23 protein-coding genes, 1 pseudogene and 1 other annotated feature are annotated in these 25,108 nt (G+C 45.3%); of the genes and pseudogenes, 19 read left to right on the plus strand and 5 right to left on the minus strand.

Annotated features, from left to right (window positions below):
• Positions 1 to 6 precede the first annotated feature (6 nt).
• Positions 7 to 264, plus strand: a binding site (T-box leader).
• Positions 265 to 327: 63 nt separating this feature from the next.
• The gene (locus MST20_RS10665; protein ID WP_165428144.1) at positions 328 to 1,680 is read left to right on the plus strand and encodes an amino acid permease; all 1,353 of its coding nucleotides are present in this window, start codon (positions 328 to 330) and stop codon (positions 1,678 to 1,680) included.
• A gap of 154 nt (positions 1,681 to 1,834) precedes the next feature.
• Positions 1,835 to 2,842 (plus strand): LLM class flavin-dependent oxidoreductase, encoded by a 1,008-nt coding sequence (locus MST20_RS10670; RefSeq protein ID WP_165428143.1) that lies wholly within the window; start codon positions 1,835 to 1,837, stop codon positions 2,840 to 2,842.
• Between the two features lie 85 nt (positions 2,843 to 2,927).
• Here MST20_RS10670 and MST20_RS21365 read toward each other — a convergent pair.
• Positions 2,928 to 3,013: pseudogene (locus tag MST20_RS21365) on the minus strand (hypothetical protein); the annotation flags it as partial.
• Between the two features lie 277 nt (positions 3,014 to 3,290).
• On the opposite strand from MST20_RS21365, the gene MST20_RS10675 reads away from it, so the two are divergent.
• From MST20_RS10675 to MST20_RS21270, 8 genes are all read left to right on the plus strand, one after another.
• Positions 3,291 to 4,331 (plus strand): sugar-binding transcriptional regulator, encoded by a 1,041-nt coding sequence (locus MST20_RS10675; RefSeq protein WP_065644303.1) that lies wholly within the window; start codon positions 3,291 to 3,293, stop codon positions 4,329 to 4,331.
• A 33-nt stretch (positions 4,332 to 4,364) separates the two neighbouring features.
• Complete coding sequence (gap, locus tag MST20_RS10680; protein WP_020453005.1) at positions 4,365 to 5,372, plus strand: type I glyceraldehyde-3-phosphate dehydrogenase; 1,008 nt, start codon at positions 4,365 to 4,367, stop codon at positions 5,370 to 5,372.
• Between the two features lie 174 nt (positions 5,373 to 5,546).
• The gene (locus MST20_RS10685; RefSeq protein ID WP_243942069.1) at positions 5,547 to 6,731 is read left to right on the plus strand and encodes a phosphoglycerate kinase; all 1,185 of its coding nucleotides are present in this window, start codon (positions 5,547 to 5,549) and stop codon (positions 6,729 to 6,731) included.
• 30 nt (positions 6,732 to 6,761) lie between these two features.
• The gene (gene tpiA, locus MST20_RS10690) at positions 6,762 to 7,523 is read left to right on the plus strand and encodes a triose-phosphate isomerase (RefSeq protein WP_020453003.1); all 762 of its coding nucleotides are present in this window, start codon (positions 6,762 to 6,764) and stop codon (positions 7,521 to 7,523) included.
• Positions 7,516 to 9,051 (plus strand): 2,3-bisphosphoglycerate-independent phosphoglycerate mutase, encoded by a 1,536-nt coding sequence (gpmI, locus tag MST20_RS10695; RefSeq protein WP_152846490.1) that lies wholly within the window; start codon positions 7,516 to 7,518, stop codon positions 9,049 to 9,051. Before tpiA ends, gpmI begins: the two co-directional genes overlap by 8 nt.
• A gap of 22 nt (positions 9,052 to 9,073) precedes the next feature.
• Entirely contained in the window at positions 9,074 to 10,366 is a 1,293-nt protein-coding gene (gene eno, locus MST20_RS10700; protein WP_020453001.1) for a phosphopyruvate hydratase, read from the plus strand.
• Positions 10,367 to 10,489: 123 nt separating this feature from the next.
• Entirely contained in the window at positions 10,490 to 11,122 is a 633-nt protein-coding gene (locus MST20_RS10705) for a type 1 glutamine amidotransferase family protein (RefSeq protein WP_243942071.1), read from the plus strand.
• A 199-nt stretch (positions 11,123 to 11,321) separates the two neighbouring features.
• Positions 11,322 to 11,402 (plus strand): putative holin-like toxin, encoded by an 81-nt coding sequence (locus MST20_RS21270; protein ID WP_095292191.1) that lies wholly within the window; start codon positions 11,322 to 11,324, stop codon positions 11,400 to 11,402.
• Between the two features lie 305 nt (positions 11,403 to 11,707).
• Here the strand turns inward: MST20_RS21270 and MST20_RS10715 are convergent, their stop codons facing one another.
• Entirely contained in the window at positions 11,708 to 12,100 is a 393-nt protein-coding gene (locus tag MST20_RS10715; RefSeq protein WP_243942073.1) for a hypothetical protein, read from the minus strand.
• A 175-nt stretch (positions 12,101 to 12,275) separates the two neighbouring features.
• On the opposite strand from MST20_RS10715, the gene MST20_RS10720 reads away from it, so the two are divergent.
• Positions 12,276 to 12,800, plus strand: coding sequence for a hypothetical protein (locus MST20_RS10720; protein WP_243942074.1), 525 nt, complete (start codon positions 12,276 to 12,278; stop codon positions 12,798 to 12,800).
• A 601-nt stretch (positions 12,801 to 13,401) separates the two neighbouring features.
• Here MST20_RS10720 and MST20_RS10725 read toward each other — a convergent pair.
• Entirely contained in the window at positions 13,402 to 14,742 is a 1,341-nt protein-coding gene (locus MST20_RS10725; RefSeq protein ID WP_243942076.1) for a Rad2 family DNA repair protein, read from the minus strand.
• A gap of 666 nt (positions 14,743 to 15,408) precedes the next feature.
• Here MST20_RS10725 and MST20_RS10730 point away from each other — a divergent pair.
• The 3 genes from MST20_RS10730 to MST20_RS10740 all read left to right on the plus strand — a co-directional run bounded on the left by MST20_RS10730 (position 15,409) and on the right by MST20_RS10740 (position 19,047).
• A complete protein-coding gene (locus MST20_RS10730; RefSeq protein ID WP_243942078.1) occupies positions 15,409 to 16,356 on the plus strand; it encodes an ABC transporter substrate-binding protein in 948 nt (315 codons plus the stop codon).
• Between the two features lie 127 nt (positions 16,357 to 16,483).
• A complete protein-coding gene (locus MST20_RS10735) occupies positions 16,484 to 18,262 on the plus strand; it encodes a zinc ribbon domain-containing protein (RefSeq protein ID WP_243942079.1) in 1,779 nt (592 codons plus the stop codon).
• Between the two features lie 410 nt (positions 18,263 to 18,672).
• Positions 18,673 to 19,047 (plus strand): VOC family protein, encoded by a 375-nt coding sequence (locus MST20_RS10740; RefSeq protein ID WP_243942081.1) that lies wholly within the window; start codon positions 18,673 to 18,675, stop codon positions 19,045 to 19,047.
• 166 nt (positions 19,048 to 19,213) lie between these two features.
• Here MST20_RS10740 and MST20_RS10745 read toward each other — a convergent pair whose 3' ends face one another.
• Positions 19,214 to 19,993, minus strand: coding sequence for a zinc ribbon domain-containing protein (locus MST20_RS10745; protein WP_243942083.1), 780 nt, complete (start codon positions 19,991 to 19,993; stop codon positions 19,214 to 19,216).
• A gap of 160 nt (positions 19,994 to 20,153) precedes the next feature.
• Between MST20_RS10745 and MST20_RS10750 the strand changes: the two genes are divergently transcribed.
• The gene (locus MST20_RS10750) at positions 20,154 to 20,786 is read left to right on the plus strand and encodes an NAAT family transporter (RefSeq protein ID WP_243942085.1); all 633 of its coding nucleotides are present in this window, start codon (positions 20,154 to 20,156) and stop codon (positions 20,784 to 20,786) included.
• A gap of 50 nt (positions 20,787 to 20,836) precedes the next feature.
• On the opposite strand, the gene MST20_RS10755 is transcribed toward MST20_RS10750, so the two are convergent.
• Complete coding sequence (locus MST20_RS10755; RefSeq protein WP_243942087.1) at positions 20,837 to 21,376, minus strand: GbsR/MarR family transcriptional regulator; 540 nt, start codon at positions 21,374 to 21,376, stop codon at positions 20,837 to 20,839.
• 257 nt (positions 21,377 to 21,633) lie between these two features.
• Between MST20_RS10755 and MST20_RS10760 the strand changes: the two genes are divergently transcribed.
• From MST20_RS10760 to MST20_RS10775, 4 genes are read left to right on the plus strand one after another with little or no spacing between them, the layout of a single operon-like run.
• Positions 21,634 to 22,773, plus strand: a complete 1,140-nt coding sequence (locus tag MST20_RS10760; RefSeq protein ID WP_243942089.1) for a betaine/proline/choline family ABC transporter ATP-binding protein — start codon at positions 21,634 to 21,636, stop codon at positions 22,771 to 22,773.
• Positions 22,774 to 22,794: 21 nt separating this feature from the next.
• Positions 22,795 to 23,448, plus strand: coding sequence for an ABC transporter permease (locus MST20_RS10765; RefSeq protein ID WP_075751416.1), 654 nt, complete (start codon positions 22,795 to 22,797; stop codon positions 23,446 to 23,448).
• A gap of 13 nt (positions 23,449 to 23,461) precedes the next feature.
• On the plus strand, positions 23,462 to 24,379 hold the full coding sequence (opuCC, locus tag MST20_RS10770; RefSeq protein ID WP_279600003.1) for an osmoprotectant ABC transporter substrate-binding lipoprotein OpuCC: 918 nt from the start codon (positions 23,462 to 23,464) through the stop codon (positions 24,377 to 24,379).
• 16 nt (positions 24,380 to 24,395) lie between these two features.
• Positions 24,396 to 25,073, plus strand: a complete 678-nt coding sequence (locus tag MST20_RS10775) for an ABC transporter permease (protein ID WP_243942091.1) — start codon at positions 24,396 to 24,398, stop codon at positions 25,071 to 25,073.
• Positions 25,074 to 25,108 lie beyond the last annotated feature (35 nt).

Raw genomic sequence — 25,108 nt, forward strand, 5'->3', positions numbered from 1 at the left:
GCAGAAGAAAACACAATGAACGGGAGCAGTAAAAGATCGGCATTGGCAAAGAGAGCTGCGGGTAGGTGCGACGCGGACCAATGAACCTTTGAACTCGCCCGGGAGTGGACTGGCTAAAGGACGGACATCAATTCCTGAGGACATTACGATTAACCTTCGTTAACAGGTTTGCACAGCATGGCTGTGCTTCTCAAAAGCTGGATTCTTGGCATAGAATCAAAAAGAGTGGTACCGCGGTAAGCTTCAAAGCTCATCGTCTCTTTATCTTCAAATCGAAGAGAGAGAGACGGTGAGCTTTTTTCATTTTAATAGAGGAAGTGAACATAGATGGAGAAAGACATGCAGAAGCTCGAGCGCACGATGACATCGCGGCATATAATGATGATGGCATTGGGCGGAGCCATTGGAGCAGGATTATTTAAAGGAAGCAGCAAAGCGATCGATTTGGCGGGGCCTTCGGTCATGATCGCCTACTTGATCGGCGGCATAATTTTGCTGTTTATCATGCAGGGGCTCGCCGAGATGGCTGTCCGAAACAGTGAAGCCAGAACATTCAGGGATCTCGTTCAATCAATATTAGGGCCGTATGCCGCTTATTTTTTAGACTGGATATACTGGAAAATGTGGGTTCTCAATATTGCGGCAGAGGCTGTTGTCGCCGCGATATTTTTGCAGTACTGGCTGCCGGGGCTGCCGATCTGGGTGCTGGCGCTGTTCGTTTCACTCGTCATTACGAGCGTGAATTTGCTTTCTGTCAAAAGCTTTGCCGAGACGGAATACTGGCTTGCCCTTATTAAAATCACAGTGATTGTCGTCTTTATTATATCCGGATTTATCTTGTTATTTTTCTCTTTTGGACAACACTCAGCTGTCGGTTTTACTCATTTGACAGACCATGGCGGCTTCTTCCCGAATGGCGCAGGAGGGCTGATTACAGCCATGCTTGTTGTGATCTATTCCTACGGCGGAACCGAAATCATCGGGGTGACCCTGGCGGAAACCAAAAACCCTGAGAAGGTCGTGCCTAAAGCCGTGCGTGGAACGTTGACACGCATTATTGCTTTTTATCTTCTGCCGTTTTTCGTGATTGTCAGCTTGATTCCATGGAATCAAGTCAACGGAGTGTCGGAGAGTCCTTTTGTCATGGTCTTTAAGATGATCGGCATTCCCGGAGCGGATCATTTGATGAATGCGGTCATTTTACTGGCGGTCATTTCGTCGATGAACTCAGGGCTTTACGGCGCCTCCCGAATTTTGTATACACAGGCGTCAGACGGAAGAATGCCGAAAATCTTTTCGAGACTTTCCGTGAGAAAGGTGCCGGTTTATTCGATTCTATTATGTACTTCTTTCTTATACTTGGGTGTATTGTTTTCACTGTTTGCCGGCAGCCAAACGTTTGAATATTTGATGGGGTCTCTCGGCTATACCGTCCTTGTAATCTGGATGCTGATTGCCGCCGCCCATTTAAAATCGAGGAAACGGAATCAAACAGCGGGGAACGGCTACTATGTCAAATGGTTCCCTTATACGACATGGGTGGCAATCATTTCGCTGACAGCGATACTGATCGGTGTCATCCTGACCACATCGATTGTCATTACATTGGTGACGGCGGGAATCTATTTGCTCATTAGCGCTGCTTATTTCTTTAAAGGAAGGAACCAGATAGCCGGCTAAACGGCCGCTTCTAAAAAAAAGGCTTGCCTCCGCAGGGAGGCAAGCTTTTAACACATTAGTTCGATTTTTTTCGAACTAATTTCTTTTATTCACCGGAACGATTATGTTATCGTCTAATTACATGACCACTACACTTCAGGAAGAAGGAAAGACGATGTCAGAACAGCATTTCAAAAATACGAAGTATTCCGTATTAAATCTGTCTCCTATCGTACAAGGCGGAAATGCGGGACAATCTTTTAAACAATCTATGGATTTGGCGCAGCATGCCGAAAAATGGGGATACCACAGGTTCTGGCTGGCTGAGCACCATAATATCGAAGGCGTTGCGAGCTCGGCTACCTCTGTTTTGATCGGCTATATCGCCGGGGGCACTAAGAAGATGCGCATCGGTTCGGGAGGGATTATGCTGCCGAACCATTCCCCGCTCGTCATCGCCGAACAGTTCGGAACGCTTGAATCCCTTTATCCAGGCAGAATCGATTTAGGGCTGGGGCGCGCTCCGGGTACGGATCAATTAACCGCCCGCGCATTAAGAAGGAATATAAGCAGCGGGGAGGATTTTCCCGAGCAGCTTGAAGAACTCCGCCAGTATTTTAAGCCGTCCGGCAATGTAAGAAATCACGTGCGCGCCATACCGGGCGAAGGGCTTGATGTGCCGATCTGGCTTCTCGGTTCAAGCGGATTCAGCGCCAGGCTTGCAGGGGAGCTCGGTTTGCCGTTTGCATTTGCGGCTCATTTTTCACCGGCCAATACGCTGCCTGCCTTGGAACTGTACCGCAGTTCGTTTAAGCCGGGCGTCTTGGAGGAGCCTTATGCGATGGTCGGGGTGACCGTGATCGCAGCCGATACGGACGCGCAAGCGGAGCGCCTTGCAACGTCGCATTATCAGAAGTTTTTAGACCTTGTCCGCGGGGCCCCGACACAGCTTAAGCCGCCTGTAGATGATATGGATCAGATTTGGACGCCGCGTGAAAAAGCGATGGTAAATGAGCAGCTCAGCTCAACGATCATCGGCGGCCCGGACAGTGTGAAAGAAAAGCTTGAAGAATTCATCCGTACGACTCAGGCGGACGAGATCATGATCAATTCAGAAACATTTGACCATGCTGACAGACTTCGCTCGTTCGAAATCATTGCAGATGTCTGGAAAAATGGCTAAACGGCACAAAAGCAACGGAACGGAAAAACCGCCCGTTGCTTTTTTTATGAGTACTTTAGCAATATATTTATTTTTGAAAATAGACGAAGATGAGGGACGGCATCATCCTGTATGCGAGCATCCACCTACACCCCATTCATACGTCCCAGAACGTTCGACAGCCAGATTCATTCTGATAACCCTTTTTAAGAGAAGGGTTTTTTTTCATTGAGGCACGTTTTCATGAAATATGTATAGTATAGAAATCAATAGGGACAATAATTAAAACAGATGTGTGAACATTCGCGCGAATCTTGTCGATGAATTGATTCTTAACAGTTGAATAAACATTTTAACCCTGTTACAATAAGGAATGTAAGCAGGAGCAATTTTTTTTGGCTGAGGTGGGACGTTTTCAGTCACTATGGGACATTATTTGTCCAGGACGAGATGAAAGGAACATTTTGGCATGAATCAACTAATACAGGCTCAAAAAAAATTATTGCCGGATCTTCTCGATGTCATGCAGAAAAGGTACAAAATTTTGCAGTACATAAGGCTGACTGAACCGATCGGCAGAAGAAGCCTTGCCGCCAGTCTCGGCATCAGCGAGCGGATTTTAAGGGCGGAGGTTCAGTTTTTAAAAGAACAAAATCTACTAGAGATTAAAACAACCGGCATGATATTGACACTTGAAGGATCCAACCTGCTGAAAGTTCTCGAAGATACGATGAAGGACGTTTTAGGTTTAACCCATTTGGAAAATACATTAAAAGAGAGGTTGAATCTCGACGAAGTCATCATTGTATCGGGAGACAGCGACCAGTCCCCATGGGTCAAAAAAGAGATGGGGAGAGCGGCCGTCGCATGCATGAAAAGCAGGTTTACGGGGGAAAATATCGTCGCCGTAACCGGAGGTACGACGCTTGAGGCCGTGGCAGAAATGATGACGCCTGACTCGAAAAACCGCAAGCTGCTTTTTGTTCCGGCAAGAGGCGGGCTCGGTGAAAACGTCAGGAATCAGGCCAATACGATTTGCGCCCATATGGCCGAGAAAGCTTCCGGTACATACAGACTGTTATTTGTGCCGGGTCAGCTGAGCAAAGAAGCATATTCTTCTATCATTGAGGAACCTTCTATTAAAGAAGTGCTTCAGACAATTCAATCGTCCAGTATGGTGATCCATGGAATCGGGGATGCTAAAACAATGGCAGAACGAAGAAATACACCGAAGGAAGATTTGAAGAAAATAGAAGAAAATGAGGCAGTTGCAGAAGCGTTCGGCTACTATTTCGACCGCCACGGAGAAGTCATTCACAAAGTGCACAGCGTAGGCATCCAGCTCGAAGATCTTGATTCGATCCCGAACATCATTGCGGTGGCGGGAGGCTCGTCAAAAGCTGACGCGATAGAGGCGTACTTCAAAAAGCCGCGCAACACGGTTTTGATCACTGATGAAGGAGCCGCGAAACAGTTATTAAGGGAAGCTTCTTCCCTCAATATAAATTAAATATCTCTTATTTACTTAAAGGAGGAAATCATCATGGCAGTAAAAGTCGGTATTAATGGTTTTGGTCGTATTGGACGCAATGTATTCCGCGCAGCATTAAATAATCCTGAAGTTGAGGTTGTAGCAGTTAACGATTTGACAGACGCTAACATGCTTGCTCACCTATTACAATATGATTCAGTTCACGGAAAATTGGACGCAGAGGTTTCTGTTGACGGAAACAACCTAGTTGTTAACGGTCAAACAATCCAAGTTACAGCAGAGCGCGATCCTTCTAAACTTAGCTGGGGCAAACAAGGCGTTGAAATTGTAGTTGAATCTACTGGTTTCTTCACAAAACGCGCAGACGCTGCGAAACACTTGGAAGCCGGCGCGAAAAAAGTTATCATCTCAGCTCCTGCGAGTGAAGAAGATATTACAATCGTTATGGGTGTTAACGAAGATAAATACGATGCGGCTAACCACGATGTTATCTCTAACGCATCTTGCACAACAAACTGCCTTGCGCCGTTTGCAAAAGTTCTGAACGACAAATTCGGCATCAAACGCGGTATGATGACAACAGTTCACTCTTACACAAACGATCAGCAAATCCTGGATCTTCCGCACAAAGACTACCGTCGTGCGCGTGCGGCAGCTGAAAGCATCATTCCTACAACAACTGGTGCAGCGAAAGCCGTTTCTCTTGTACTTCCTGAATTGAAAGGAAAACTGAACGGCGGAGCAATGCGTGTTCCAACACCAAACGTATCACTTGTTGACCTGGTTGCTGAACTTGACAAAGAAGTAACAGCAGAAGAAGTAAACGCAGCGTTTAAAGAAGCAGCAGAAGGCGAACTTCAAGGCGTTCTTGGCTACAGCGAAGAGCCGCTTGTTTCTAAAGACTACAACGGCAATGCAAACTCTTCTACAATCGATGCTCTTTCTACAATGGTTATGGAAGGCAGCATGGTTAAAGTTATTTCTTGGTATGACAACGAAAGCGGATATTCTCACCGTGTAGTTGACCTTGCCGCTTACATCGCAAAACAAGGTCTTTAATCCGGAAACCAGAATCAGACTTGGTTCTTGATGAGAGAAGCGCTATAATGAAAGCGGACAAGGGAAGGGGACACACACTCCCTTTCCCTTTTTCCATATCGGCGCCAATTAAGCCGCCCGGGGATTTCCGTTTTCAGGCTTGTAAAACATTAAAAGGAGGATCTCCTAAAAGCCATGAATAAAAAATCAGTAAAAGACATTGATGTAAAAGGCCGTGTTGTTTTCTGCCGTGTTGACTTTAACGTTCCGATGAAGGACGGAAAAGTGACGGATGATACGAGAATCCGCGCCGCACTTCCGACGATTCAATACTTAACAGAGCAGGGAGCGAAAGTTCTTCTTGCAAGCCACTTGGGCCGTCCGAAAGGCCAGGTTTCAGAAGAGCTTCGCTTAACGCCGGTAGCCGCACGCCTCGGCGAACTGATCGGCAAAGAAGTGAAAAAAGCGGATGAAGCTTACGGCGACGCCGTAAAAGCGCAAATTTCCGAAATGAAAGACGGAGATATTCTCGTATTGGAAAATGTCCGCTTCTATCCGGGAGAAGAAAAGAATGATCCCGAGCTGTCTAAAGCGTTTGCCGACCTGGCTGACGTTTATGTCAATGACGCATTCGGAGCGGCTCACCGCGCCCATGCTTCAACAGCAGGTATCGCTGAACACCTTCCGGCTGTTGCAGGCTTCCTCATGGAAAAAGAGCTTGAAGTACTGGGCAAAGCATTGTCAAACCCTGAACGTCCGTTTACAGCGATCATCGGCGGCGCAAAAGTAAAAGACAAAATCGGCGTGATCGAAAGTCTTCTTGAGAAAGTAGACAACCTGATCATCGGCGGCGGTCTTGCTTACACGTTCGTCAAAGCGCTCGGCCATGAAGTAGGAAAATCCCTGCTTGAAGAAGATAAAATTGAATTGGCTAAATCTTTCATGGACCGCGCCAAAGAAAAAGGCGTGAACTTCTACATGCCTACAGACGTACTTGTTGCTGACGATTTCTCAAACGACGCCAACACGAAAATCGTGCCGGTCAGCGAAATCCCTAGCGACTGGGAAGCGCTTGACATCGGGGAGGAAACAAGAAAAACATATGCTGACGTCATTAAAAACAGCAAGCTTGTTGTTTGGAACGGACCGATGGGCGTATTCGAACTCGATGCGTTCGCTAAAGGAACAAAAGCTGTCGCTGAAGCTTTAGCAGAGGCAAAAGATACATACTCTGTCATCGGCGGCGGAGACTCTGCGGCTGCTGTAGAAAAGTTCGGTCTTGCTGACAAAATGAGCCACATTTCAACAGGCGGCGGAGCTTCCCTTGAGTTTATGGAAGGAAAAGAACTTCCTGGCGTCAAAGCATTGAACGACAAGTAAGCAAAATATACAGCATAAGGAGTGGAGCACATGAGAAAACCAATTATAGCCGGTAACTGGAAGATGAATAAAGTGCTTTCAGAAGCTGTCAGCTTCGTTGAAGAAGTGAAATCTTCCATTCCCGCAGCAGATAAAGCAGAAGCTGTTGTCTGTGCGCCTGCACTGTTCCTTGAAAAGCTTGCATCAGCTGTTAAAGGTACAGATCTGAAAGTCGGCGCGCAAAACATGCACTTTGAAGAAAGCGGTGCTTTCACGGGTGAAATCAGCCCTGCGGCTTTGAAAGACCTCGGAGTTGAATACTGCGTCATCGGCCACTCCGAGCGCCGCGAAATGTTTGCTGAAACGGATGAAACGGTCAACAAAAAAGCGCATGCTGCATTCAAATACGGCATCGTGCCGATCATCTGCGTAGGTGAAACGCTTGAAGAGCGCGAAGCAAACAAAACAAACGAGCTTGTTGCAGACCAAGTGAAAAAAGCACTTGCAGGTTTAACAACTGAACAGGTAGCTGCTTCCGTGATCGCTTATGAGCCGATCTGGGCGATTGGAACCGGCAAATCTTCAACTGCACAAGATGCAAACGAAGTATGCGCGCACATCCGCAAAACCGTTGCATCAGAATTCGGACAAGCTGCAGCAGACAGCGTCCGCATTCAGTACGGCGGAAGCGTAAAACCTGCGAACATCAAAGAATATATGGCCGAATCCGATATCGACGGCGCTCTTGTTGGCGGAGCAAGCCTTGAGCCGCAGTCTTTCGTGCAATTACTGGAGGCAGGTCAATATGAGTAATAAATTGGCCGCACTCATCATTTTGGATGGGTTTGGACTAAGGGACGAAACAGTCGGAAACGCCGTAGCCCAAGCGAAAAAACCGAACTTTGACCGCTATTGGAACAAGTATCCGCATCAGACGCTGACAGCTTCAGGCGAAGCGGTCGGACTTCCCGAAGGACAAATGGGAAACTCTGAAGTCGGCCACTTGAACATCGGCGCTGGACGAATCGTCTATCAAAGCCTGACGCGCGTCAACGTCGCAATCCGCGAAGGCGAATTTGAGCGGAACGAAACGTTTTTGGACGCGATGAAGCACGCCAAAGAAAAAGGCACAAACCTCCACTTGTTCGGACTGCTGTCTGACGGCGGAGTTCACAGCCATATTCACCATTTATACGCACTCTTGAAGCTTGCGAAAAAAGAAGGCGTTGAAAACGTCTATATTCACGGCTTCCTTGACGGCCGCGATGTAGGCCCGCAAACAGCTGAGAAGTACATCAAAGAGCTTCAGGAGCAAATCGAAGAAATCGGCGTCGGCGAGATCGCAACATTGTCAGGCCGCTATTATTCAATGGACCGAGACAAGCGCTGGGACCGCGTCGAAAAAGCATACCGCGCCATGGCATACGGAGAAGGACCGAAATATGAAAATCCGCTCGATGTCGTGAAAGATTCTTATGAAAACGGAATTTATGATGAATTCGTCATTCCTTCCGTCATCACGAAAGAAAACGGCGAGCCTGTTGCGACAATCAAGGACAACGATGCGGTCATTTTCTACAATTTCAGACCTGACCGGGCGATCCAGATTTCCAACACGTTCACCAATGATGACTTCCGCGACTTCGACCGCGGAGACAAGCATCCGAAAAACCTTCATTTCGTTTGCTTGACACATTTCAGTGAAACGGTTGACGGATACGTGGCATTCAAACCGGTCAACCTCGACAACACAGTCGGCGAAGTTTTATCCCAAAACGGGCTGAAGCAGCTTCGCATCGCTGAAACTGAAAAATATCCGCACGTCACATTCTTTATGAGCGGCGGACGCGAAGAGAAATTCCCGGGCGAAGAGCGAATCTTAATCGACTCGCCTAAAGTTGCAACATATGACTTGAAACCTGAAATGAGCGCATATGAAGTAAAAGATGCGCTTGTCAAAGAAATTGAGGCTGAAAACCATAACGCGATCATCCTCAACTTTGCCAACCCTGACATGGTCGGACATTCAGGAAAAGTCGAGCCGACGGTCAAAGCAATCGAAGCGGTTGACGAGTGCCTCGGTGAAGTCGTTGATGCGATTCTTGCAAAAGGCGGCCACGCGATTATTACGGCCGACCACGGTAACGCAGACGTGCTGATTACCGAAGAAGGCAAGCCGCACACCGCACATACGACAAATCCGGTTCCTGTCATCGTCACAAAAGAAGGTGTGACATTAAGAGAAGGCGGAATCCTCGGGGATCTGGCGCCAACTCTTTTAGACTTGCTGGGTGTTGAAAAACCGAAAGAAATGACAGGATCGTCATTAATTCAAAAATAAGCTTTAAAGGAGAGAAACAAACATGCCATACATTGTTGATGTTTATGCACGTGAAGTATTAGACTCCCGCGGTAACCCGACGGTTGAAGTTGAAGTATACACTGAATCAGGAGCTTTTGGACGCGCGCTTGTTCCAAGCGGAGCTTCCACTGGTGAATACGAAGCTGTTGAGCTTCGCGACGGCGACAAAGACCGCTACCTTGGAAAAGGCGTTTTAACAGCCGTTAACAACGTGAACGAAATCATCGCACCTGAGCTTATCGGCTTTGATGTGACAGAGCAAGTATCAATCGACAAATTGCTGATCGAACTTGACGGAACTGAAAATAAAGGCAAGCTCGGCGCCAACGCCATCCTTGGCGTATCAATGGCCGTTGCCCGCGCAGCTGCGGATTTCTTACAGATTCCTCTATACCAATACCTTGGAGGATTCAACTCTAAAACGCTCCCAGTACCGATGATGAACATCGTTAACGGCGGAGAGCATGCGGACAACAACGTTGACATTCAAGAATTCATGATCATGCCTGTCGGTGCGGAAAACTTCCGCGAAGCACTTCGCATGGGCGCTCAAATCTTCCACAGCCTGAAATCAGTTCTTTCTGCTAAAGGAATGAACACAGCTGTAGGTGATGAAGGCGGATTTGCTCCAAACCTTGGTTCTAACGAAGAAGCGCTTCAAACAATCGTTGAAGCGATCGAAAAAGCCGGCTTCAAACCTGGCGAAGAAGTGAAACTTGCAATGGATGCTGCATCTTCTGAGTTCTACAACAAAGAAGACGGCAAATACCATCTGTCTGGCGAAGGCGTTGTGAAAACATCTGCTGAAATGGTTGACTGGTACGAAGAAATGGTTTCTAAATACCCAATCATCTCAATCGAAGACGGACTTGACGAAAACGACTGGGAAGGCCACAAACTTCTGACTGAGCGCCTTGGCTCAAAAGTTCAGCTTGTCGGTGATGACCTTTTCGTTACAAACACGAAAAAACTTGCTGAAGGTATCAAAAACGGCGTCGGCAACTCTATCCTGATCAAAGTAAACCAAATCGGTACATTGACTGAAACATTCGATGCGATCGAAATGGCGAAACGCGCAGGCTACACTGCTGTTATCTCTCACCGTTCCGGTGAAACTGAAGACAGCACAATCGCTGACATCGCTGTGGCAACAAACGCAGGACAAATCAAAACAGGTGCTCCGTCTCGTACGGACCGTGTTGCGAAATACAACCAGCTTCTTCGCATCGAAGATCAGTTGGCTGAAACTGCTCAATACCACGGTATTCAATCTTTCTACAACTTGAATAAGTAAGCATAAAAAAGAGCTTGGCTGCTGATGCGGCAAAGCTCTTTTTTAATTTTCTATACCCTGACAAGAGCTGTCAGGGTTTTTGATTATAATAGGCTGTATCAATTGCGATTGGAGTGTTATTGAATGCAGTCGAAAACAGTTTATCTTTATGCATTTCCTACAATGTCAGATTGGGAATATGGATATTTAATGGCCGAACTGAACTCGGGAAGATATTTCAAAAAAGATGCAGCATCTTTAAAAGTCATGACAATAGGAGTGACTAAAGAAATGGTGAAGACGATGGGAGGGCTGCGCATCAAACCGGATATCTCACTTGATGAGTGGACGCTTGAGTGTACGGATCTTTTAATCTTACCCGGAGGGAATACTTGGGGAGAAGAGATTCATCAGCCGATCTTAAAAAAGGCCGGCGAAGCTTTAGAGCTTGGCGCGATGGTTGCCGCAATTTGCGGTGCAACTGCGGGACTGGCGAAGAACGGATACTTGGATTCGAGAAAGCATACAAGCAATGACTTGGCATATATGAAAATGGTCTGTCCTCATTATAAAGGAGAACCATTTTATGAGATGGAACCAGCGGTATCTGATGGGAATCTGGTTACTGCATCAGGAACGGCTCCTCTTGAATTCGCAAGGGAAGTGCTGAAAAAATTAGACGTGTTTGCACCGGATACATTGGATTCATGGTATCGGCTCAATAAGACCGGCCAACCTGAATATTTCTTCACGTTAATGAACTCGATCAATAAATAGCTGAAAGACTATGAGCAGAGTCATGCTTTAGACGCTGGCGGAGCATTTTTTTCGGTGGAAAATCTGAATTTCCTGAGGGAAAAAGGTTTTTTATTCTTTGTTTAACACTCTGGTTGATATGGTATAATTCACCTCGTCTAAAAAGTTTGCTCACTCAAGGGAAGTCTTGCTCATCCCCTTCTGAAAGGGGGTGATAAAAATGACAGCATATGAAACAATCTCTTTAATGATTGCTTTTGGCATGCTGATTGCCATGTTGTCAAAGAACAAAGAAAAATAGACCGCCCCTTGAGCCTGGAAAGTGATAGGGAGTGGTCTATTTTAGATCAATCTGAGCAAGCCCCTTCGAAGGGCCGGCTTTTTGTACAAGCCGAAGTGTTGGAGCACTTCGGTCTTTTTATTAGTATATGCATCATGCTTCCTGAGATTACATCTATATCATAAGGAATTTTCATTCATTTGTAAATGGTGATAGCAAATTGTTGTTTTCATGAATCGGAAAGGGATTTTCTGCACCATTTTATCTAGCACTGTTTACAACCTTGGACTCCAACAGCCCTTCAAGCCTAAGAAAAAGTCCACCCGTTATCCCAGATTTTTCACAGGTTTCAGCAACCAGGCGGGAAGAAAACCGCTAATGCCAATGATCAAAAAACCAATGATCGACAGCAGCGCAATCGCGATGGAAGAGAGCGCTTGCTGAAGGCTGTAAGCCGCGCAGGAAAGCAGCACGCCTAATCCTAAGGTGACGAGGAAGACCTTTTGATTTGTAAAAAACAACGTTTCAGATCTTTTGAATTTGAGATAAATTAATGGAAGACCTGCATAGCATCCTATAATAAGGGTGAATAACATCGCTAAAATAAACTGAAGTATGGCTGAAACATTGACTCCGAACATTTCTCCAAATGAAACGGACCAGCTGCTTAACATCACAAATCCTAAAAGATAGAGAATGGATAAGGTCAAATTTTTCATTTAAATCCCTCCTAGTTATTGATAATATCCTTTGAATCCAAGCAAATAGATGTCTACCAACAGAGCCATGTAGCTCAATTTTAAAAACCTTTTAGAGGCTCAAACTTTGTCCTTTACTCGATAGGGCGTATATATCATATAGCAAGGGCTCAGGTCCATTATAGTGGAGTAGTTGGTGGAAGAAATTTTGACTATAAACACGCTTTTCTCATTTCTCTTTGGAGCATTGACCGCTATATTGCCATTATCCATCCTTATGACAGGAGCGCCAAGCGGTATGTCTGGAAATGTAATTGGTATATTCATGGTTGCTCTTATTGTCACAAGAATTTTTCTTATGTTTCTCAAACCTTCTAAGAAGTTGTTGTTATTAGGATGTTTAATCGGTATTTTACTTTGGTTGTTTTTCTTTCACATTCTTTTTGTTTATTTTCTAGTCGGGATTATTTTAGGAGTGAGTGTGGGGGGTATTCCTCCGTTATTAATCATTTTTGCTTTAAGACCAAAAACAGGAGAGGCAGGGAAAAGTTTATCATGGATCAACATTTCACAGGCCGTGGGTTCTGCATTCGCTCCTTTACTTGCCGAAGTGATTTTTAACCAGTTTAACCTTGCATTTTTGCTGCAGATTTTCTTAATCATGAGTTTTACTCATCTCTTGTTTTATTCCCCCTCTGGTAAGCAGTTCAATGGGAATTAGTAATAAAAGTGATGTAAAAGTTCTTTTAAAAGACAGAGATTTTTGGAAATACTGTTTTTTTATCTTTTGGGTTCGTTGAGTTATGGATGTGCGATTGCCTATGGTCCAGTATTACTTTCAGGTGAGGGCGGCAGTATTGGCTTGTTTTATTTTGGCTCTTTTTTGTGATCTCTCAATTCTTAATTCGCAAGATTCATCAGCACATTCATTCAGAACACATTAATCTGCTCATTTGTTTTATCCTCATGTTTTTTGGATCAGCGGGCTTGTGGTTTGCCAACATTCAAGTCCTGTTTGTTTTATGCTCAGCATTATTCGGCTTTTCTTTTGGTTTCGTTACGATATTTCTGCAAAAAACGATTGCAAAAAGGATCGCAGATCACCTTCAAACAAGTGCATTTTCCCTTTTTAGTTTAATGTCTTATTTAGCTGTAGGGTTAAGTGGATTTAATTTTGCGCCAATTGTTAATTACAGTATTAAACTTCCGTTTCTGATTTCTCCAGTGTTTTCATCATTTGTTGAACAAGACACCCGGTATAAAATTTAATCACATTATATTGAAATCAAAGTTAGAAAAACAAAAAGCTGATACATGATAGATCAGCTTTCGTTTTTGCGTAATTTTTTTCTTCCCAAAAAGAACAAAAGAGTCGATCCGCCAATCAAACAGATGACCCCAAATAGAAACGAGGCGTTTAAAAATGTTATCTCGTTTTTCATCTTGCTGCGTTTTGTAACGGTATTCTCTTTTTGCGATTCTAAATCAAGCGGGCTGTCTGTTTTGGTTGGCGCGTTGTTTTGCTTTTCTTTGGCTTGTTTTTCTTTTAAAATGCTGGGATCGTTTATGACAGTCTGAGTTGTTACAGAAAGAGAGGTGCCGCTGTGTCGTTCTGTTGAGTTATCTTTTGAAAGAATCTCATTCGTTTTCCGCCGAAGGGTTTCGTCGGATGCCGGCGGAGCGGTTTCACGGTGCACAGCTGGTTTCTTATCCATACTTAAGCTGGTGTCAGGAACTGTTGTATCTAAAAGTGAGTACAAGTTGTTTCTAGTTCGATCGCCGTCCTGAGTTTTCTCAGGGTGGGACATCCTCTCGTCTGTGGCTGGGGGTTTTAAACCGTTCCCTGCCAAGTGTTTGTCAGCATTAAACTGAGCTTGCTTTTCTACGATGCCGGTGGGTTGCTCGTTCCCTAAGGAAGAATTCTCCTCGAGACGAGGTTGATTTTGATTTTCTCCGGTATCTGCAGCTTCCTCGTCCGCAGACGAAGGTTTTGAGTGTTCGTCAGAATCAGGCTGCATTTGATTTTCTTTGGTGCCATTTTGCTGTTTGTTCGGAAGATGCGTATTTGAATCAGCCTCAGTCGTGTGCTCTCCGAAATCCGTCTCCGTTTGAGCTTCCTCGTTGACACCCGTCTGATCATTCGGCACGGGTGAGCTTGTATCGGGTTCAACATCAGAACCGGCTTGAATGTCCTCTGGAACAGGTGCATTTTGTTCTGTTTCTGGAGCCGCCGGTAGGTTTTGATGTACTTCTTCTTGGTCTGATGATGCATGTTCATCGGTTTCAGGTGGAGTCTTCTCGATCAGGTCTTTCTCGTGATCAGAGGTAGGCTCATCTATAAAAGACTCTGAAGGTTCTTCTTCTGCTTCATGTTCATATGATTCATCAAATTCGTTCACCTTATCCGTTACCTCATCTTCCACATCTTCACATTTACAGGGAAATCCATAAACGACAATATCATCAATCCGGTTGGACCCGGTTGTGCCAAGTGAGGAATCGCCTCCGACAGATGTGTCAGATGTTTTGAGCCAGCGTATGTATACCAGTTTCTGATGATTGGTTTCTTCGGGGAGCACAGTTTCATGCAAGTACCCTGATCCCCAATTATAGCCGACAATGATCGCCGCATTCGGCACATTCGTCCATGTTGTGCCGTTCAAGCTGAATTGAACCTTGAAGTCCCTCGGCCCCGTGTTTGATCCATACTGTCGCGAGGACAGTGTCAAGCTTTCATATCCGGTTGTCGTAAATTGAATCAGCCAGTAGCTTTCCTCGGGCGTATTCCACCCGTTTGAATTCAGCGCTCTCGAACCGCTTCCGAAACCAAGCACATAGCCTGCTAAATTGGCACCTGCCAATGAAACGTTCTGATGTAGATTGCTTTCAATACCGCCGCTTGCCGTTTGGCTTTCATTATCAAAATTCCATTCCACAATCTTCACTTTTTTCATATCAGCGGCCATTGCAATCGGTAAATCGGCTGTTATGATTAATGGGAAAAAGGTCAGAACGGTTATCAGGCATAATAAATATCGGTTAATTCTAGACTTTGAAATGCATATCCACCTCTCACTAGGATTTTATCAACTTGAAGATTATATCATAATGATACCTCTTTTGGTATTTTAGACCTATAAAATTAATTACTTTTTCGTGACATAAAGATGCCGATTCCACTGGATAATCCCACCTGTGAAACAGCTCAAAAATGGTCTTCAGCATAATCCAAAGCAGATTTATAGGAATTTCATTTTGACTTTAGGTTAATTCATTATATAATCTAATTGATAATGAAAATCATTTGAGAAAAGGGGATACAATAAATCATGAAACGTTTTAAATGGTTTGCGCTGTTCGCTGCGCTTTTCCTTGTATTAGCCGCCTGTGGAAATCAAGATAAAGAACAAGCTGCGGAGAAGAACGACAGTAAAGATTCCTATACTGTAAAGCACGCAATGGGAACAGCGACAATTGACGGCACTCCGAAAAAAGTCGTCGTGCTGACGAATGAAGCGACAGAAGCAGTGCTCGCCCTTGGCGTTAAACCTGTCGGCGCCGTTCAATCCTGGCTGGGAGATCCATGGTATGATCATATTAAAGATAAAATGAAAGGCGTAGAGAACGTTGGAACGGAAGCTGCGCCGAATATTGAAAAAATCGCGAGCCTGAAGCCTGACCTCATCATCGGCAACAAAATCCGCCAAGAAGAAGTGTACGACAAGCTGAAAGCCATCGCGCCGACCGTATTTGCCGAGACATTGTCAGGGGAATGGAAAAACAACTTTAAGCTGACAGCCGAGGCGCTCAATAAAAAAGCGGAAGGCGAAACAGTCATCGCTGACTTTGACAAGCGTGTTGAAGACATTCATGATAAGCTCGGCGATAAAGTGAAGCAAAAAGTCTCTCTCGTCCGCTTTACAGATGCCGATGCCCGCATCTATCACAAAGGATCATTTGCCGGAACGATTTTGGATCAGCTCGGTTTTGCAAGGCCTAAAGGCCAGGAAGCCAACGATCTCGGACAAATGAAAGTGACAAAAGAGCAAATTCCTGATATGGATGGAGACGTGCTTTTTTATTTCACGTATGAGACAGGCGATGACAAAGCAAGCGCCATTGAGAAAGACTATATCAACGACCCGCTCTTTAAAAACTTAAGCGTCTCTAAAAAAGGAAACGTCCATAAAGTGAGCGATGCCGTCTGGAATACAGCCGGAGGCGTCCTTGCAGCGAATCTGATGCTTGATGATATCGAAAAATACTTTTTAAAATAATTAAAAAAAGTCAAACGGATCTTCATTCGTTTGGCTTTTTTTGATGCTGCCTTAAGATTAACTCCCTTCTTACGATAAATATAGTATAAAATAACTAACAGGGTTTATGTTTAATAGGAGGAAAGTCATGAATTTTTGCAAGGAATGTGGAAGGGAACGAACAAAAAATGCGCTGTATTGCAAGCATTGCGGCGCGCGGACGGACGAGGAACGAGCTTCCGACCCGGCGGCGGGATATCAGCGTGCGATGACGCGAAAAAGAATCATCATCATGGCGGCAATCGCGGCCTGCTTGATTTTATTGTTTGCCGGCTATAAAACCGGTGAAGCACTCACTTCAAAGGAAAAACTGATTTCCGATTTTGAAGCTGCCCTCGATCAGAAAGATGCCAAGAAAGCAGCAAAACTGCTTCAATCATCAGACGTGGATCTGGCTGTCACGGAGAAAAACGTCAAGCCGCTCCTCGATTATTTGAAAGAACATCCGGATGAAGAAAAAGAATTGATCTCATCCTTAAAGAGCGGTGCCGGCCATCCATTAATGACGATCGAAAAAAAGGGCAGGCGTTTTTGGATCTATGACCGCTATGTCTTGAACACGGCGCCTGTCTATTTAACGGTTAAGACAAACTATAAAGATACCGGCCTGTTTGTTAACGGCGAGAAGGTCATCACAACAGAAAAAGAAAACTTCGAGAAAAAAATCGGCCCGTTTGTCCCCGGTATTTACGAGGTGAAAGCAAAGCTGAAAAGCGGAATCGCCGACCTTGAAAAAGCGGAAAAGGTCACTGCCCTCCAAGGTGATGTGAAGGTTAATTCGGATCTTGACGGGCACATGGCAAAGCTCGTCTTTGGAGAAGGCTATGAAAACTTGAAAGGAACGCTCTGGATCAATGATCAGGAGATGAAGATCAACCCGTTCAAAGGAACTGAATTCGGACCCGTGCTGACTGACGGTTCAATGACTGCTGCGGTTGAGGCGCAATTTCCGTGGGGGAAGCTGAAAAGCGAAAAAACGCCGATTGAAAGCGGGGAAATCGAAGTCAATCTTGCTTCAGACAAGGAATTTATGGATGAGATGATGACCACGGTCGTCAGTCATACAAAAGAAGCAGCAAAGGCCTTTGCAAGCGGCGATGTCAGCGGCATGACACTGGCCGCGCCGTCTTATCAAACGAGCCTGAAAGAGGTCACGGACGGGCTGAAAAGCAGCAGCACCTACTATAAAGGCACCTACTTATCTACCGTATTCGATCTTGATTCGTTTCGGCTGTACAAAGAAGACGGGCAATGGAAAACAGAGGTCAAAGGGATTGAAAAGCACAAATCGGCTTATTATGACGACTACAGCGCCCCTGAACTGGAGGAAAACGACAACGGCTATACGTACACACTGGTCTATTCAGAAGGCAAGAAAAAATGGTTCGTCGAAAAAAGCGATCCTGAAGCCGTTATCGATATCGAACATCAAAAAGAAATCAAAAATGACAATCCGAAGGAATACACATCGGCATGGGCTTCGGCAAAAGGAGCTGTGAACAATGCATCAGCAGGTGAAGAGCTCACTGATCAAAAGGTAGCTTCCGCCATTGAAACGTACTTATACGGTCTTCAAGACGCCATCAACACAAACAATTTCGACCTTGTCCGCGCCAGCTTGAAACAAGGAAGTCCGCTGTACAACGATCAAAAGAAACTTGTCGCTAAACTGCACAACAGCGGGACAGAGGAGGAAGTCGTCCAATTCAGCGTTAACAGCTGGAAGCAAAACGGGCGGGAGGCAACGATTCAGACAACGGAAAAAATCAATATTATCAAAGGCGGAAAAGAACAACTCAAAACCTACAAGTGGGCTTATCATGCTGTTGTGGAAGATGGGGAGTTGCTTTTGACGTCGATAGAATAGCAGATGTAAGGGAATTGTATTTTAAAAAGATCAGGCTGTTGTATAAATAAGATGACACGAAAAAATTAATTGCGGACATGATGGCATGTCAGTTTTGCTTGTAGAGAAAGCACTGTCTTCTCTGCAAGCTTTTATTTTATCTAGAAGGAATAACCCCAAATAAAATAATATACATCTTGGCTGGAACTTGCCTAAATCAGAACCATTTTTTGTGAGGATTGTGATCTACTTTAAACCCTAAATAATGAAAAACAATTAAAGAACACCATCAATAGTATCCATAAACTTAAAAAAGAGCTGTTGAAAGAAGGATTTTTAAGTCAATCGACGAAAATGTTATTCAATCAACAAGATGATGAAGTGCAAAATTAACGATGAGACATTTTTAAACCGGAAAGCAGGTGTAAAAGATGAAGGCAAAGGTTTGCATGGTATCCATTAAAGCAACAGATATGAAAGAGGCGAAGAAGTTTTATTGTGAAAAAATGAATTTCAATCTAGAAAAAGAGTATGGAGAGAATATCATTGAATTAAATGTAAATGGCTTTCCAATCATTCTTGAGAAAGCTTCGAAACCGAATACCTTAGAGTATGGAGAAAATTCACAAGTCGTACTTGGATTACAAACCGATGATCTTAATAAGGACTTAGATCATCTGAAAAAAAACGGTGTGAAAGTTTTGTACGAAGAACCGCAAAAATGTCCGCCGGGTCATTATACTGTCATTGTGGATCCGTTTGGTAATAAAATTGAGCTGCTTGAATTCTCCAAACCGATGGCATAACGGTTGTAGAATGCATACAACGTTCTTCATTTGCCATCAAATTCAAAACAGCGCCTCATCGACATCGCCAGTCTTTTCATCGGGAAATTTGAATAAATACATAAAACAGGCCGGTTTATAATAATCCGACCTGTTTTGGTGTAAACCCCTTTTTCCCTTGAGTCCTCTAAAACAACCTCCCTAAAATAGAGCCTCCGATCCTTCCGAAATATTCAAGAAACAAATCTCCCATGATCCGCACAGACATAAAGGTCAGCAAATAGACGATCAGCGTCGCGTAAATCGTATCAACAGAGCCTGCCGCTTTTTCGTGGTAGCTCAAGATGACAGCCGGCGGAATTAAAAAGGCGATACCGCAAAAGGCAAAGAAAAGAACGTATACAAACAAACCCGTTTGCATGAATGATAAGAGCAACGCGGCGAGCAGAAGCGCGACGAAAGGAATAAGAACCGTTCCGAACCGTCCGAGCACTTCTTTAAATGTCGCTTGCACACCTCGAATGCGCACACCTGCGTATGTAAAAACAAATAATAAGAAAATATAAATAGCAAAGGTAAAAGCGGGCTTGACGACGATATCAAAAAATGTCGGCATTGCGTAGGATCGGCCGAATAATCCGGAATAGTCCCCCAGGGAGTCAAAAAAGCCTTTGAGACCGAAATAAAACATTAGCGGCACTGTAAGCGCAAAGATCACCATTGTGATGATGCTGTTGAGGACGTGCTGTTCCCCCGCGTTTTTCATTTCGGTATACGGTCGTTTCAATACCTTTAAACAAAAGGAAAAGTACATGGAAGACGCTTGTTTTGCTGCCTCCGTATACCTCGCCGCCTGCGGCGTTTCAGCGGGACCCTTGCTGTCATCTACGCCGCCGGCCAAGCTTGTCCCGCACTGCTCGCAAAATTTTCCGCCATCTGTCTGATGGCCGCACTTTGAACATGTCATAAAACTAAAATCTCCTTTGAAATAGTTATTTTATCCTATAAAAAATTATTATAAAGGAAAGTGCCGCAAGATGACATTGTTTTTTGAAAGTTTAATCGGTCAACGTCAGAGGTAAAAATCGATTACCCGCATTTTTTTACTGAGAAAGGAGTGGCAAACTGTGTTTGCTTTTATCATCCATGTTTTTGTATCATTGTTCGCCGTCACAAATCCGATCGGCAATGTTCCGATCTTTTTGGCACTCACAGAAGGTTACGAAGCAAAAGAACGCACCGCATTGGCGAGAAAGGCTGCGATTTTATCGTTTCTGATTCTGATCGCGTTTCTCATATTCGGAGAATTCATCTTCAGGCTTTTTGACATCAACATCCATGCGTTGCGAGTTGCCGGCGGTATTTTTATTTTCGGAATTGCCTACAACCTGCTGAACGCGAAGCAGTCTCATGTTCAGTCGCTCCATCATGATGAGCACCGCGAGAGCAAGGAAAAAGAGGATATCTCGGTGACGCCGCTCAGCATTCCGATCATTTCGGGGCCCGGAACGATTGCAACGGTGATGAGCCTTTCGGCCGGCAGCCGCAGCCTCGTTCATTTTGGCGGTATGATCATCGGCATCGCCGCCGTCCTCCTGCTGACGTTTGCGGCTTTTCATTATTCGACGCTGATCAGCAACAAATTGGGGCAGACGGAAATGAATGTGATCACCCGGCTGATGGGCTTGATTTTGGCTGTCGTGGCGGTCGGCATGATCGGCACGGGTTTGAAAGGGATGTTTCCGGTTTTGGCGGGATGATTGGAGAAAAAGCAAAAAAAGCTGCTTCATTCTATGCAGCTTTTTTCGGTTTATGAAGGTTTCGGCACATGCTTGAAGATTTCTTCGCTTTCCAAAAACGCGATCAGATTGTCAAGCCACTCGCAGTAATCGATCCATTGTTTTGTTTCTGCCAGCAGCTCGTTGATTTTAGCTTCGGTTTCGGGTGAAATGCCTTCTTTCTCAAGGGCTTCCACCAACTCTTTTCTAATTTTCTTTCCGATCATCCTGTTCTTTTTGACGACTTTGCTCCAGTTGGCCGTAAACAATGAAATAAACGTTTGATAATAATCTTGTTCGACATCGTACAGATCTTTGCGGACGCCTTTTTCAAAAACCTTTTCGGCGATATTTAAATCGAGCATTTCGCGGACGACCTGGCTCATTCTCGTTTTGCTCATGCCCGTTTCTTCTGACAGTTCATTTAAAGTCATCGGCTTTCTGTTCATATAGATGATCCCGAGCACGCGGCCGACAGTTGATGATATACCGTACGTATTCATGTTTTCCGCGATTTTTTCTATGAAATGTTCTTCCGCTTGTTTAATCGCCTTTAAAGCGTTTTCCTCCAAAGCACATCATCCCTTCGGGCAGCCAATTTTATTGTCAATATATCATAATTTTGTGAGCGGTTGAAAACACTAAAACGGCAGGAAAACAAAGAAATCAGCCGTAATTTTAAGAATAACCGGCAGATCGATGCCGTTAACATATATTTTTATGCCTTATATATATAATTTAAACACTTTGTAAACTTTTTATTTTATAAAGTGTATTTTATAATGAATGAGATGTTGAAATTTTTAAAAAACAGATGGAGGTGTGCGTTTTGCTGAAGCTAGAGAATGTATCGAAGGTTTATAAAGGCGGAAAAAAAGCGGTCAAGAACATTGATCTTGATATAGCAAAAGGTGAGTTTATCGTCTTTATCGGACCGAGCGGCTGCGGGAAGACAACGACGATGAAAATGATCAACCGTTTAATTGAACCGACTTCAGGAAGTATTTACATCGACGGAGAAAACATAATGGATCAGGACCCGGTGGAGCTGCGCCGGAAAATCGGCTATGTCATTCAGCAAATCGGACTCTTTCCCCATATGACGATTCAGCAGAATATCACGCTCGTTCCAAGGCTTTTGAAATGGCCGGAAGAAAAGCGGAAGAAGCGGGCGGAGGAACTGCTACAGCTCGTTGATATGGGGCCGGAATATTTGAACCGCTATCCTCATGAACTAAGCGGCGGACAGCAGCAGAGAATCGGCGTGCTGCGGGCGCTTGCGGCGGAGCCGCCTCTGATTTTAATGGATGAACCGTTCGGAGCGCTGGACCCGATTACCCGTGATTCGCTTCAGGAAGAGTTCAAAAAGCTGCAGAAATCGCTGGACAAAACGATTGTCTTTGTGACCCATGATATGGATGAAGCGATCAAGCTTGCTGACAGAATTGTCATTCTTCGCGCCGGCGAGATTGTTCAAGTCGGAACGCCTGACGACATTTTGCGGAATCCGGCGGATGAATTCGTTGAGGAGTTCATCGGAAAAGACCGGCTTCTTCAGTCCCGTCCTGACATCGAGCATGTCGAACAAGTGATGAATCCGAATCCGGTTACGATTACGAGCGAGAAAAACCTGACTGAAGCGATTCAAGTGATGAGGGAGCGCCGCGTCGATTCACTGCTCGTCGTGGACGAACACAATGTCTTAAAAGGATATATTGATGTTGAAATCATCGATCAAAACCGGAAAAAAGCCGTCACAGTCGGAGAGGTTGTCAATGAGAATGTTTACTCCGTTCAAAAAGGCACGCTCATCAGAGATACCGTCCGAAAAATTTTGAAAAGGGGATTCAAATATGTTCCCGTGCTTGATGAAGAAGGGCGCCTTGTCGGAATTGTCACAAGGGCAAACCTTGTCGACATCGTGTACGACTCGATTTGGGGAGATGAAGAAACCCTAGTCCAACGTTAAATGCAGGGAGGTGCATCAATCATGAATCAGATCGTCCAATTTCTTCAGCACAACGGCGGGGAAATGCTTTATAAAACATGGGAGCACTTATATATATCCATTTTTGCGGTGCTGCTCGGCATCATTGTCGCGGTTCCGCTCGGTGTCGTTTTAACGAGAATGAAAAAAGGGGCCGGCGTCGTGATCGGAATTGTCAATATCATTCAGACGCTGCCGAGTTTGGCGATATTGGCGTTTTTTATTCCGCTCCTCGGAGTGGGAAAAATTCCGGCGATTGTCGCGCTGTTTTTCTATTCAGTCCTACCGATTCTGAGAAACACTTACACGGGCGTAAAAGGCGTCAATCAAAATTTGCTTGAATCAGGAAAGGGAATCGGTATGACTGCATGGGAACAAATCCGCCTGGTCGAACTGCCGCTGTCCGTGCCGGTGATCATGGCAGGCATCCGGACATCCACCGTTTACTTAATCGGCTGGGCGACGCTCGCGGCTTTTATCGGCGGCGGCGGTCTCGGCGACTATATTTTTATCGGGCTCAACCTGTACCAGCCTGAGTACATTATCGCCGGAGCGGTGCCGGTTACGATACTGGCCATCGTGATCGACTATATGCTGTCGAAAACCGAAGACAAAGTCACGCCCCAAGGATTAAAAGGGATGAAGGAAGTATCATAAGGAGTGGGCTCTTATGCAAATAAAAAAACTGAGACGGCTCGGCGCCGTCATGCTGGTTCTCTCGCTTTTGATCAGCGGCTGTGCGCTGCCGGGTCTTGGCGGAGCTTCCGATAAAACGATCAAAATCGGGGCGCAAAACCTGACCGAATCCGAAATTCTTGCCAATATGATCTCGCTTTTGATCGAGCATGATACAGACCTCAATACGGTGCTTGTCAAAAACCTCGGCTCAAACTATGTGCAGCACCAGGCCATGCTCGGCGGAGACATCGATATTTCAGCGACGCGTTATTCGGGAACCGACCTGACCAGCACCCTTGGAAGGGAAGCGGAGAAAGATCCGGAAAAAGCGCTTCGCATCGTACAGCAGGACTTTAAAAAGAAATTCAACTACAAATGGTTCGATTCTTACGGATTTGACAATACGTACGCTTTTACAGTCACGAAAGAACTCGCTGAAAAAGGGAACTATGAAACCATATCCGATCTGAAAAAAGACGCGGATCAACTGAAGCTTGGCGTTGACAATGCCTGGCTGAAACGAAAAGGTGACGGATATCCGGGATTTAAACAAGAATACGGATTTTCATTCGGCTCGACCTTTCCGATGCAGATCGGACTTGTTTATGACGCCGTCAAAAACGGCAAAATGGATATCGTTCTTGCCTATTCAACAGACGGCAGGATCAAAGCCTATGATTTAAAGCTGTTAAAAGACGATAAACGCTTTTTTCCGCCGTATGACTGTTCGCCGGTCGTGCCGGAAAAAGTGCTGAAGGAACATCCAGAGCTTAAAGAGACCATCAATAAACTGATCGGAAAAATCGATACCGAAACGATGCAGGAGCTCAATTACGAAGTTGATGGAAAACTGAAAGAGCCTTCTGTCGTCGCGGCCGAGTTTTTAAAGAAGCACAATTATTTTGAGTAAAAGGAGGGGCTGACAAATGGAAGTGCTGCAACAGCTTTGGACGTATTACGCGCAAAACGGCGGCTATGTGCTGGGGGAATTTTACCGCCACTTTTTAATGTCGGCATACGGCGTATTGTTCGCCGCCGTCGTCGGCATCCCGGTTGGTATCTTGATCGCCAGATACCGGAAGATCAGCAAATGGGTCTTTTCCATCACCAATGTTATTCAAACGATTCCGGCGCTTGCGATGCTCGCCGTTTTGATGCTAGTTATGGGACTCGGCGCCAACACGGTGATTCTTTCATTGTTTTTGTATTCGCTTTTGCCGATCATTCGAAACACATATACGGGGATCGTCAGCATTGAGCACGCCTATCTGGAATCAGGGAAGGCTATGGGCATGACGAAATTTCAAGTGCTCCGGATGGTGGAGCTTCCGCTCGCCTTGTCGGTCATTATGGTAGGGCTCAGAACCGCGCTCGTCATCGCGATCGGCATCACGGCCATCGGCACGTTTGTCGGCGCAGGCGGCCTCGGGGACATCATTGTCAGGGGATCAAACGCGACGAACGGAACAGCGATCATTCTGGCAGGCGCGATCCCGACGGCGCTGATGGCGATCATCGCCGATCTGTTCATGGGATGGCTCGAGCGTGCGCTGAGCCCGGTTAAGCATCGTAAAGGCAAGACGCCGAATCCGGATGCCGCTTAAATGGCAGCCGAAAAAAGCCGAATTTCTGCTAAAAA

The sequence above is a fragment of the Bacillus sp. B19-2 genome (genome assembly GCF_022832475.1).
Lineage (GTDB): Bacteria > Bacillota > Bacilli > Bacillales > Bacillaceae > Bacillus > Bacillus paralicheniformis.